This is a genomic window from Domibacillus enclensis (assembly GCF_900156125.1).
Classification (GTDB): domain Bacteria; phylum Bacillota; class Bacilli; order Bacillales; family Domibacillaceae; genus Domibacillus; species Domibacillus enclensis.
The window spans coordinates 303857-315607 of the sequence record NZ_FTLX01000003.1 but is presented as its reverse complement, the minus strand read 5'-3'; the positions used below and the strand labels follow the sequence as shown (position 1 = coordinate 315607).

At 47.2% G+C, this 11751-nt stretch carries 9 protein-coding genes; all 9 read right to left on the bottom strand.

The window, feature by feature from the left end; translation table 11 throughout:
- Nucleotides 1-8 precede the first annotated feature (8 nt).
- Complete coding sequence (locus BW952_RS08335; protein ID WP_045849999.1) at nt 9-317, bottom strand: YlxQ family RNA-binding protein; 309 nt, start codon at nt 315-317, stop codon at nt 9-11.
- A gap of 1 nt (nt 318) precedes the next feature.
- Complete coding sequence (gene rnpM, locus BW952_RS08330; RefSeq protein WP_045850000.1) at nt 319-594, bottom strand: RNase P modulator RnpM; 276 nt, start codon at nt 592-594, stop codon at nt 319-321.
- Nucleotides 595-608: 14 nt separating this feature from the next.
- Entirely contained in the window at nt 609-1745 is a 1137-nt protein-coding gene (nusA, locus tag BW952_RS08325; protein WP_045850001.1) for a transcription termination factor NusA, read from the bottom strand.
- A gap of 42 nt (nt 1746-1787) precedes the next feature.
- Entirely contained in the window at nt 1788-2261 is a 474-nt protein-coding gene (gene rimP, locus BW952_RS08320; protein ID WP_045850002.1) for a ribosome maturation factor RimP, read from the bottom strand.
- Nucleotides 2262-2408: 147 nt separating this feature from the next.
- On the bottom strand, nt 2409-6722 hold the full coding sequence (locus BW952_RS08315) for a PolC-type DNA polymerase III (protein WP_045850003.1): 4314 nt from the start codon (nt 6720-6722) through the stop codon (nt 2409-2411).
- Between the two features lie 59 nt (nt 6723-6781).
- Nucleotides 6782-8488 (bottom strand): proline--tRNA ligase, encoded by a 1707-nt coding sequence (locus BW952_RS08310; protein WP_045850004.1) that lies wholly within the window; start codon nt 8486-8488, stop codon nt 6782-6784.
- Between the two features lie 32 nt (nt 8489-8520).
- Complete coding sequence (rseP, locus tag BW952_RS08305; RefSeq protein ID WP_045850005.1) at nt 8521-9780, bottom strand: RIP metalloprotease RseP; 1260 nt, start codon at nt 9778-9780, stop codon at nt 8521-8523.
- 17 nt (nt 9781-9797) lie between these two features.
- Nucleotides 9798-10943: a 1-deoxy-D-xylulose-5-phosphate reductoisomerase gene (locus BW952_RS08300; RefSeq protein ID WP_045850006.1), complete on the bottom strand. Its 1146-nt coding sequence runs from the start codon at nt 10941-10943 to the stop codon at nt 9798-9800.
- Nucleotides 10944-10955: 12 nt separating this feature from the next.
- Nucleotides 10956-11744, bottom strand: coding sequence for a phosphatidate cytidylyltransferase (locus BW952_RS08295; protein ID WP_045850007.1), 789 nt, complete (start codon nt 11742-11744; stop codon nt 10956-10958).
- Nucleotides 11745-11751: the final 7 nt, after the last annotated feature.

Genomic DNA, 11751 nt, shown 5'->3' with positions numbered 1-11751 from the left:
GGTTTCTGTCATTCCCCGTCGATAAGCGTTTTTAACTTTTTAGCAAATCCGGTGTCTACCACAGCGACAACGACACGTGATTCCTTGCCAATTGCCTGTCCGAGTATTTCGCGATTTTCCACGCGGCACACCGGCACCTTGTAAAAAGATGCTTTATCCGTTATTTTCTTTTCCGTATTGCGTGATGCATCTTCTGATAAAAGAATAAGCTTTGCATTTCCGCGCTGTATTTCTTTTACTGTCATTTCTTCTCCGGTAATCAGCTTTCCGGCACGGTTGGCCAGCCCCAGAAACGATGCCCATGGATAAACCGTCATATTAGCTTTCGCCTTTCAACACGATTTCCAGCAGTTCATCGTAAATCGATGCCGGTACTTCCGCACTCAGCTGCCTTGCCAGAACATTTTTCTTTTTTGCTGCTTCGACTGCTTCCTTCGTTTTGGAAACATACGTCCCGCGTCCAGCTTTTTTGCCTGTTGGATCAACAGAAACGTCGCCTTCTTTTGAACGGACGATGCGGATCATTTCTTTTTTCGGCTTCATTTCACCGGTTGCCGCACATTTTCGAAGCGGAATCTTTTTAGGTATCGGCATTGTGAAGGGCCTCCTTATTCAATTTCTTCCGAAAAGAAATCTTCAAGGTTATCGCTGGCATCCGATGATTCGATCTCATCATCCTGCACTGTGTTTGCTCCTGGATACAAACCGGCTTCCCGGGCATCCGTTTCGCTTTTAATGTCAATTTTCCAGCCGGTCAGCTTGGCAGCCAGACGCGCATTTTGACCGCGTTTTCCGATTGCGAGTGATAATTGATAATCAGGCACAATGACGGTTGTTGCTTTGTTTTCTTCATCTACGTTTACTTCCAGCACCTTCGCCGGGCTTAATGCATTCGCGACAAAAACCACTGGGTCTTCGGACCATTCAACGATATCAATTTTTTCGCCTTTTAATTCGTTGACAATCGCCTGCACCCGGTTTCCTTTTGGTCCAACACATGCGCCAATCGGATCTACTTCAGGATTTTCAGCATGAACGGAAATTTTTGAACGGTCGCCTGCTTCACGTGAAACGGAGCGGATTTCCACTGTGCCGTCGAAGATTTCAGGCACTTCGATCTCAAATAAACGCTTCAGCAAACCTGGATGTGTGCGGGATACGTAAATTTGCGGGCCCTTTGTTGTCCGTTCGACCTTGGTAATAAAGACTTTAATGCGGTCATGGGGCTTGTAGGTTTCATTCGCCATTTGTTCCGCCTGCGGCAGCAATGCCTCGATTTTCCCAAGGCTGACGTATATAAAGCGGGAATCCTGGCGCTGGACGATACCGGTCATAATATCTTCTTCACGGTCGATAAACTCGGAATAAATAATACCGCGCTCAGCTTCACGTACACGCTGCGTCACAACCTGCTTGGCTGCCTGAGCAGCGATGCGGCCGAAGTCCTTCGGTGTGACTTCCATTTCCACAACATCACCGATTTCATACGCCGGATTCACCTGCACCGCATCCGCAAGGGCAAGCTCAAGCCGGGAATCAAATACTTCATCCACCACTTCCTTGCGCGCAAATACACGCATCGAGCCGCCTTCAAGGTTCAAGTCAACACGGACATTTTGTGCCTGGTTAAAGTTGCGTTTATAAGCAGATACAAGAGCCGCTTCGATTGCTTCAATTAGTAGGTTGCGTTCAATACCCTTTTCTTTTTCAAGATAAAGAAGGGCATCGTATAATTCTGAGCTCATTGGCTGAAAAGCCTCCTTACATTCATATCTTATTAAATTTTTTTAAAATGTGACAGCGAGACGCGCTTTTGCCACTTTTTCTAGCGGAATGGAGATTTGTTTTTTTCGTGTTTTGATCATGTATTCGACTGTCAGTTCATCCTCCTCAAAGGAAAGAAGAGTGCCTTCATACATTTTTTCGCCTTCGAGCGGCTCATACAGCTTTACATTCACGTGCTTGCCGACGGCGCGTTCGAAATCTTCCTGCTTTTTTAATGGACGTTCCGCACCAGGCGATGAAACTTCCAGAAAGTAGTTATGTGGAATCGGGTCGGGATCAAGTGCATCAAGCTGCTCGCTGACCTTTTCACTCACAACGGCACATTCTTCAATATCAATGCCGCCTTCTTTGTCGATATACACCCTCAAAAACCAATTTTTACCTTCTTTTACGTACTCTACTTCAACCAATTCGAGATTCAAGTCTTCAATAATAGGTGCGGCAATGTGCTCGACCGTTTCAATAATTTTACTCATGTTTATCCTCCCGCATGAAAGAATTTGTTTCGGAACATCCCCGCAACAAACACGAAAGAGTGGGGGCGGCCCACTCTTTCGAAGAGAGTTATCATGCAATTTCCATCTTCAAGGATACCATAAACAAAGGCTTTGTGCAAACGCTCATCAAAATAATGAAAGCTGATTTTGGTCAGGCAGCTCGTTTAAACAGCCCATTTTGTCCAAATACTCCATGATTGTTTTGGACACCTTGCCGCGCTGCTGCAAATCCTCTTTTGAAAGGAATTCACCATTCGCCCGGGAAGCCACAATATTTTTAGCGGCATTTGTGCCAAGTCCCGGCAGCGCATTAAAAGGCGGAATAAGAGAGTCGCCATCAATGACAAACTCATCGGCACTGGAGCGGTATAAATCGACCTTTTTAAACGTAAAGCCTCGTTCTACCATTTCTAATGCCAGTTCGAGCACAGTCATGAGGTTCTTTTCCTTCGGCGATGCGTCAAGCCCTTTCGCATTAATTTCCTGTAGCAGCGCTTTAATCGCCGAGGACCCCTTCGACATGACGTCAATGTCAAAATCCTCCGCCCGTACGGTGAAGTACGCCGCATAATAAAGCAGCGGCAGATGAACTTTAAAATAAGCAATCCGCACCGCCATCAGCACGTAGGCAGCGGCGTGTGCCTTTGGAAACATGTACTTGATTTTTTTGCAGGAATCAATGTACCATTCCGGCACTTCATTTTTGCGCATTTCATCTTCCATCTCGTCTGACAGTCCTTTTCCTTTACGGACCGACTCCATAATTTTAAAGGCAAACGCGGGATCAAGCCCCTGATAAATCAAGTACACCATAATATCATCCCGGCAGCCGATCACATCGGACAGCTGGCAAATGCCTTTTTGAATAAGCTCCTGCGCATTGCCAAGCCATACATCTGTGCCGTGTGACAAACCTGAAATCTGCACGAGCTCTGAAAACGTCGTCGGCTTTGTTTCTTCTAGCATCTGGCGGACGAACCGCGTGCCGAATTCGGGAATGCCGAGCGTGCCGGTCTTACACATAATTTGCTCTTGCGTGACACCGAGTGATTCGGTGCCGCTGAAAATTTTCATTACTTCCGGATCATCGGTCGGGATCGTTTTCGGATCAATCCCTGATAGGTCCTGCAGCATCCGGATTACCGTCGGGTCGTCGTGTCCGAGAATATCAAGCTTCAGCAGGTTATCGTGAATGGAATGAAAATCAAAATGAGTGGTTTTCCACTCCGATTTATCCGAATCGGCCGGGTATTGAATCGGTGAAAAATCAAAAATGTCCATATAGTCAGGCACAACGATGATGCCGCCCGGATGCTGGCCTGTTGTTCGCTTGACCCCGGTGCAGCCTGACACGAGTCGGTCTACCTCCGCGCTCCGGTATTGCTTCGTGTATTCTTCCGCATACTTTTTCACGTAGCCATAGGCTGTTTTTTCTGCCACCGTGCCAATTGTTCCCGCACGGAATACATACTCTTCCCCGAACAATTCCTTCGTGTAGTTGTGCGCACGCGGCTGATATTCACCGGAGAAGTTCAAATCAATATCCGGCACTTTGTCTCCTTTAAAGCCAAGAAACGTTTCAAATGGTATATCGTGCCCGTCTTTTCTAAACGGAATGTCACAGTCCGGACAGTCTTTATCCGGCAGATCAAATCCTGAGCCGACCGACCCGTCATCGAAGAACTCTGATTTTTTGCATTCCGGACAAACGTAATGCGGCGGCAGTGGATTCACTTCCGTAATTTCAGTCATCGTAGCGACAAAGGAAGAACCGACCGACCCCCGTGAACCGACGAGGTAGCCATCATCGAGCGATTTTTTCACGAGCTTGTGCGAAATCAAGTAAATAACCGCAAACCCGTGGCCGATGATGCTTTTTAATTCTTTTTCCAGCCGTGCTTCGACGATTTCCGGCAGCTCATCGCCGTAAATTCTTCTCGCCATGCCATAGCTCATTTCCCGCATTTCTTCGTCGGCGCCTTCGATTTTCGGCGTATACAAATCATCCTTGATCGGCTTCACGTCTTCAATCATATCAGCGATTTTGTTCGTGTTCTCGACCACAATCTCATGCGCTTTTTCTTTTCCTAAAAACGCGAAAGCATCCAGCATTTCATCTGTTGAGCGGAAATGCACATCCGGAAGCGTCTGCCGGTTTAATGGGTTCGCGCCGCCCATAGATGAAATTAAAATGTGACGGTAAATTTTATCTTCTTCGTTTAAATAGTGAACATTTCCGGTTGCGACAACGAGCTTCTTCTGCTCGTCTCCCACTTTAAGAATGTTCCCGATAATGTCTTCCATTCCAGCTTCATCGCGGACAAGCTCCATATCAATTAACGGAGCGTACACCGCTTTCGGCTGCACTTCCAGATAATCATAAAATTCTGCCGCTCTGCGCGCTTCGTCCATTCCTTTTTGCATCATCGCTTCGAATACTTCCCCTTTATTGCAGCCGGAGCCGATCAAAAGACCCGTACGGTGCTTTTGCAAAACCGATCGCGGAATGCGCGGCACGCGGTAAAAATAATTGATATGCGAAAGCGATACAAGCTTAAATAAGTTTTTCAGTCCTTCTGCATTTTGAGCCAGAATCGTGCAATGGTAAGGCCGGGCCCGTTTGTATGCTCCGCCTTCACCCATATAATTGTTGAACTCATTATGCTTTTTAATGCCTTTTTCCTCAGCGTCCTTTAGCAGCTTCAATAAAATATAGCCCGTTGCTTCTGCATCATAGATCGCACGGTGATGCTGCGTTAATTCTACATCGAATTTTTTCGCGAGCGTATTCAAGCGGTGGTTTTTCATATCCGGGTAAAGCAGCCGGGCTAATTCAAGCGTATCAATAACGGGACTTGCGGTTCGGCCAATTCCGTATTTTTCATAGCCTGTTTGAATAAAGCCCATATCAAACGAAGCATTATGGGCAACAAGAATGTCATCCCCCGCCCATTCCTTGAAATCCCGAAGCGCTTCATCTACATCTGGCGCATCCCGGACCATTTCGTCTGTGATGCCCGTTAATTCAATCGTTGTCGCAGAAAGAGGATGATGCGGATTGGCAAACCGTTCAAACCGGTCAATAATATCGCCATCTTTTATTTTCACTGCCGCGAGCTCAATGATCGTGTCATACACAGCAGAAAGGCCGGTCGTTTCAACGTCAAACACAACGTATGTTTCAGTCGCAAGCTCCCGGTCCGCATCTTCGTACGCAATCGGCACGCCGTCATCCACAAGGTTGGCTTCCATTCCATATAAAATTTTCACGCCATTTTTCTTACCGGCACTGTATGCTTCAGGAAAGGATTGCGCAACCGCATGATCGGTAATCGCAATCGCCGAATGACCCCATTTTTTCGCCTGGCTGACAAGTGCACTAACGGAGGAAACGGCGTCCATCTGGCTCATCGGGGAGTGCAGGTGAAGCTCTACCCGTTTTTTCTCCGCTGTGTCTTCACGCATAGGCGACCGAATTTCATTAATATCATTGGCGATCATCACAAGATCACGCACGAATGTATCATTTTGCACAGAGCCGCGAACGCGAACCCACATGCCTTTTTTCACCCGGTTAAATGTCGCGGCGTCTTCTTTATCCCGCGAAAACATCTTCACCATTAATGAATCCGTATAATCAGTGATTTTGAATGTTAATAGCGTTCGTCCGCTGCGCAGCTCTTTCGTTTCTGCATCGAATATAAAGCCTTCAGACGCAATGCGGCGCTCTTCATCCATAATTTCTTCCAGCTTTTTAAATTCGGCATCCGGCTTAATCGTGTAGCCGATTGTGACAGGGCCGGAATCTTCTGAAGCCGTGTCCTGGTCCTTCGCCCGGTTTTGCATATCAATCACAGCTTGCCGTGCTCGCTCTGCATCTTCCTGACGCTTTTCTTCTAAAAACTTTTCGTAGTCATCGTTTTGTTCTTTTTCAGAAAGCTGAATATCAAATGTGAGCGGCGGAAAGCCCAGGCTCTCATATACATCACAAATGCGGCGGCCATATTTGTTTTTCAGCGCCATGCCTTCCATTTCATTTTGTGTCCGAATGACAAACTTTGTTCCTGACACCTCCGGTTTTTGATTATTCAGCGCAGCTAAGAGCGGAGGTGCAATTCCATCAAGCTGGCGGACACAATAAGACCAGTAGTCTGTAATATAATCCGGCGTACACGTCCGGTCTTCTATTTCGATTGAAAACGTCACAGACGCAAATGGAGAAAAGGTGCTCGTTAACGCATCAGCAAACCTCACAATGACGCTGCACGGAATAAGCGCTGGCGCGGAAAAAACAAAATGCCACTTTTTCTCCTGCTTTAATACGGTCAGTTTCTTTATTTCCGTTTGATCAAAATGGCGAACAACGGCATCTTCTTTCAGCCGAAGCTGGTCAAGCAATATCAAAAAACGGCTGCGCCCGCTTGATCCTTCTTCCTTCATTTGAATTCCTCCTTACACAGAAAAGGATGAGCGGCCGTAGCCGGTCATCCTTTTTCATTTTAACGTGCCGCCTGCAGATCACGCACTACCTGTACAATATCATTGACAGAAGCTTCGATCACGTCACCCGTTTTGCGGACCTTCACTTCCACAATGCCGTCCGCCGCTTTTTTGCCGGCTGTAATCCGGATTGGCAGCCCGATTAAATCACTGTCTGTAAACTTAACGCCAGCCCGCTCAGCGCGGTCATCAAGAAGTGCCGTCATCCCGGCCGAGCGCAGAGCAGCATAAATCTCGTCTGCCGCTTTTACCTGTGCCTCGTCTTTTACGTTTACCGGAATCACGTGCGCATCAAATGGTGCCAAATCAACAGGCCACACAAACCCTTTTTCATCATTAAATTCTTCCGCCATCGCGGCGATGATCCGTGAAACACCGATTCCGTAGCAGCCCATAATCATTGGCTGCGTGCGTCCATTTTCATCTAAATACACAGCGTTCATCGCCTCGCTGTAGCGTGTGCCCAGCTTAAAAATGTGACCGACTTCAATGCCTTTTGCAAATTGAATTTGCCCTTCGCCATCTGGAGACGGATCTCCCTCTAAAATAAAGCGGAGGTCTTCATATTGTGTAACTGAAAAATCACGTGCCAGATTGGCATTTATATAATGCCAACCGTCTTCATTCGCACCGCAAACGATGTTCACCATAGACGCCACCGCCTGGTCGGCAATGATTTTAACGCCCTCCGGCAGTCCAACCGGTCCGAGTGAGCCAAATGAAGCGCCGAATAAGTTGGCTGCTTCTTCTTCGCCAGCCATTTCGACTGTTTTAGCATTCAATGCATTTTTTAATTTAATATCGTTAATCTCATGATCACCACGCGCAAGCACAACGACCAGTTCTTCATCCACTTTAAAGACGAGTGTTTTGATGCACTGTGTATCCGGTACATGTAACAACTCACCGACCGCTTGAATGGTTTTTGAATCCGGTGTTTCCACTTTCTCAAGCGGTTTTTCCGCTTCACTGCTTTTTTCATACACCGTAACGACCGGCGCCATTTCTACATTGGCCGCATAATCGGACGTATCGGAATACGCAATGGTGTCTTCCCCAATTTCAGATAGCACCATAAACTCGTGAGTATCTTTTCCGCCCATGGCGCCTGAATCGGCAATAACGGCACGGAAGTTTAACCCACAGCGGCGGAAGATATTCGAGTAGGCCGTATACAGACGGTTATACACTTCATCCAGGCTTTCCTGCGAGGAATGAAAAGAGTACGCATCCTTCATCACAAACTCCCGGCCGCGAAGCAAACCAAAACGCGGCCGCTTTTCGTCGCGGAACTTTGTTTGAATTTGATACAGTGTCAGCGGCAGTCGCTTATACGATTTAACCTCATCGCGAACAAGCGCTGTAATGACTTCTTCGTGCGTAGCGCCGAGTGCAAACTCGCGTGAATGACGATCTTTTAAGCGCATCAATTCCGGTCCGTACGTTTGCCAGCGACCTGATTCCTGCCAGAGCTCTGCCTGCTGCAATGCTGGCATCAGAAGTTCTACGGCGCCCGCGTCGTCCATTTCTTCACGCACAATTTCTTCTACTAAGCGGAGCATTTTCTTTCCAAGCGGCAAATAGCTGTACACACCGCTTGCATTTTGCCGGATAAAGCCGGCGCGGAGAAGCAGCTGATGGCTTTTTACTTCTGCATCAGATGGCACTTCCCGCATTGTTGGAATTAACGTTCTGCTTTGTTTCATTCAATCGCACCTCGACTAAAATAATATGAAAGTTATTGTAAAAAGAATCGCTGAATATCATTCCATGTAACGACAATCATCAGCAGCATTAAAAGAGCAAATCCAACAAAATGAACCATGCCTTCCATTTGCCGGTCCACAGGCTTGCCACGGACCGCTTCGTAAAGAAAGAACATAAGGCGCCCGCCATCCAGCGCAGGAAGCGGAAGCAAGTTCATAATGCCGAGATTAATACTCAATACCCCTGCCCATTTTGCCAGATTTAAAATACCTGATTGTGCAACAGTGTCCGTTGATACATAAATCCCGACCGGTCCGGACAAATCATCTATGGAGAACTGGCCAGTCAAAATCGTGCCCAGCACTTCAAAAATAAGCTTTGTCCAATTGTAAACTTCCTTCGCTCCATACGTGAATGCGCCTAAAATAGAATGTTCAAATGGGCTGTACACACCGATCCGCCCAAATGCTTTGCCTTCTGCTTCTTCAGTGGTCGGCGTCACTGGAACTGTCAGCTGTTCTCCATCCCGGTCAATCTCAAACGTCAATTCTTCGCCGGGGCTTTGTTGAATAACCGTGACAATTTCTTCCCAGGAGTTCATGCTGTTCCCATTAATCGAAACGACACGGTCCCCTTCCTTCAAACCGGCTTCCACGGCAGCCCCTTCGTTGATCACTTCACCGAGGCTCGGTTCATTCGTTGGAATTCCTTGTATCATCGCCAGAACGACGAAAATGATCAGTGCCAAAATAAAGTTAAACAATGGGCCTGCAAAAATAGCCATCGCCCGCTGCGGAAGTGTTTTGGAGTTGAATTGTCTATCGTACGGCGCGATCTGTGTGCTCAGCTGGTTTTCAGTCATTAAAGCTTCGCGATGGACCCGAAATGTTGTTGCGTTTTCTTCGCCTTCTTCATATCCTGTAATCGACAACTCATGCTCTAGATCCGCACGTTCAATTTCAATGACTCTGGCATCCTTAAAGCGATCTCTTCCATTCACGATAAGATTAACCGCTTCTCCTTGTTCGTTGAACACAACGCCAATTCGCTGACCGGCTTTTAGTTCGGTCATTTCAGGGTCTTCTCCGGCCATTCTCACGTAGCCGCCAATTGGAAGCAGCCGGAATGTCCACACTGTTTCCCCTTTTTTATGTGCAAACACTTTCGGTCCCATGCCAATCGCAAATTCCCGGCATAAAATGCCCGCGCGCTTGGCAAAAAGGTAGTGGCCCAATTCATGAAAAAACACAAGCGATCCAAATATAACGATAAACGCTATCACTGTATTCAAGTAAGTCTAACCACCTTTTATCGTAAAAGTGAGCGTACTGTTGCTCTTGCCTGTAAATCTGCTTCTAAAATTGCTCCGAGGTCTGGCGCTGCAATAGACGTATGGTTTTCCATTGCCCGTTCAACCGCTTCTTCAATTTGAAGAAATGATAACTTCCGGTCGAGAAAAGCGGCAACGGCTTCTTCGTTTGCCGCATTCATCACAGCCGGCATTGTGCCGCCTGTTTTTCCTGCTTCATATGCAAGATGAAGCATTCGATAACGGCCGAAGTCCATTTTTTGAAAATGAAGCTGGCCGATCTCTGCCAGGTCCAGCTGCTTCGTACCCTGAAGCGGCAGCCGGTCCGGCCACGTCAAGGCGTATTGAATGGGAACACGCATATCTGGCGACCCAAGCTGTGCCATAACAGACCGGTCATGAAACTCGACCATTGAATGAATAATGCTTTCGCGATGAAGCAAGACATCGATTTGTTCATAAGGCAAGTTAAACAGCCAGTGAGCTTCAATCACCTCAAGCCCCTTATTCATCATTGTAGCAGAATCAACCGTAATTTTCGCTCCCATTGACCAGTTTGGATGATTTAATGTTTCTTCCACTGTGACGTCCTGCAGCTCTTCTCTTTTTCTGTCGCGAAAGCTGCCGCCTGAAGCCGTTAAAATGAGACGGCTGATGTTTTTGGCCTTTTCACCTTGCAGGCTTTGAAAGATTGCCGAATGCTCACTGTCGACCGGCAGCAATTCAACACCGGCTTTTTGGGCCGCTTCTGTCACAATATGGCCCGCTGTTACGAGTGTTTCCTTGTTCGCAATGGCGATGTTTTTTCCCGCTTCGATGGCTTTAAGCGTCGGTTCAAGCCCAACGCTTCCAATCACGGCGTTCACAAGCGTATCTGCCGCTCCGTCCACCGCAACCGCTTCAAGCCCGTCTTTCCCATACAGGACTTTTACATCGGGATACGACAGCTGCAGTCGCTCAGCTGTTTCTTTTTCCACAACGGATACAAGCTTCGGCTTAAATTCGCGAATAATCGCTTCAGCGGCTTTTTCCTGTCGCCCAGCGGAAAAAGAAGATAACCGGAAAGACGCTGGATGATTGCGGATAATATCCAGTGTCTGCAGCCCGATCGATCCAGTGGCCCCTAACAAATTGATCGTTTTCAATACATCATCCCCTTACAATAGTTGAAGCACGTGAAGCAGCGGGAAGACAAACAGCCAGCTGTCTGTCCGGTCTAAAATGCCGCCGTGGCCCGGCAATAATTTGCCTGAGTCTTTTACATTGTAATGGCGCTTTAGTGCTGATTCAGCTAAATCACCAATCTGTCCTGCAACGGAAAGCACGGCCGCTGATAACAGTACCCACCAGGCTGGCGCCCCGAAGTCAAGAATAAATAAAAAGATCAGCGCCGTAGCGACAGCTGAACCAATACCTCCGTAAAAGCCCGCTGTTGTTTTATTCGGGCTGATCTCCGGCCAGAGCTTTTTTTTCCCAAATGAACGGCCGATGAAGTAAGCGCCCGAATCCGTTGCCCACGTTAAAATAAGCGCAAAAAAGACAAACATGACGCCGGCTTCTCTTGTTTCAAGTAAATAATGAAAGCCAAATCCAATATATAAAGGAAGTAAAATACAATAGGCCGCATCATCAAATGTAAAATGATTTTTTGTCATTACTGTATTAACGAGAAAAAGAAGAATAAATAACACAAGGAGATCCACTTTTTCCATGCCGAAAAGCTGCCAGTCTACCCCGTTGCGCTGAGGAGCCGCAACAACAAATGAGAGCAAAACCGATAGCATGCCGGGAAACGATAGAGCCGATATGCCTTTCATTTTTAGCGCTTCTATTACAGCAACTGCGCTCATCAAATAAACAAGAATGAGAAAAGGCAAACCGCCGATTAAAACGATTGGCAAAAATGCGGCTGCCGCAATCATTCCTGTGATGATTCTTTGCTTCATGATAAAT

Excerpts from the sequence above, each read along its gene's own strand:
- BW952_RS08335 (WP_045849999.1), bottom strand. The coding sequence starts at position 317 with ATGACGGTTTATCCATGGGCATCGTTTCTGGGGCTGGCCAACCGTGCC.
- rnpM (WP_045850000.1), bottom strand. The coding sequence starts at position 594 with ATGCCGATACCTAAAAAGATTCCGCTTCGAAAATGTGCGGCAACCGGT.
- nusA (WP_045850001.1), bottom strand. The coding sequence starts at position 1,745 with ATGAGCTCAGAATTATACGATGCCCTTCTTTATCTTGAAAAAGAAAAG.
- rimP (WP_045850002.1), bottom strand. The coding sequence starts at position 2,261 with ATGAGTAAAATTATTGAAACGGTCGAGCACATTGCCGCACCTATTATT.
- BW952_RS08315 (WP_045850003.1), bottom strand. The coding sequence starts at position 6,722 with ATGAAGGAAGAAGGATCAAGCGGGCGCAGCCGTTTTTTGATATTGCTT.
- BW952_RS08310 (WP_045850004.1), bottom strand. The coding sequence starts at position 8,488 with ATGAAACAAAGCAGAACGTTAATTCCAACAATGCGGGAAGTGCCATCT.
- BW952_RS08295 (WP_045850007.1), bottom strand. The coding sequence starts at position 11,744 with ATGAAGCAAAGAATCATCACAGGAATGATTGCGGCAGCCGCATTTTTG.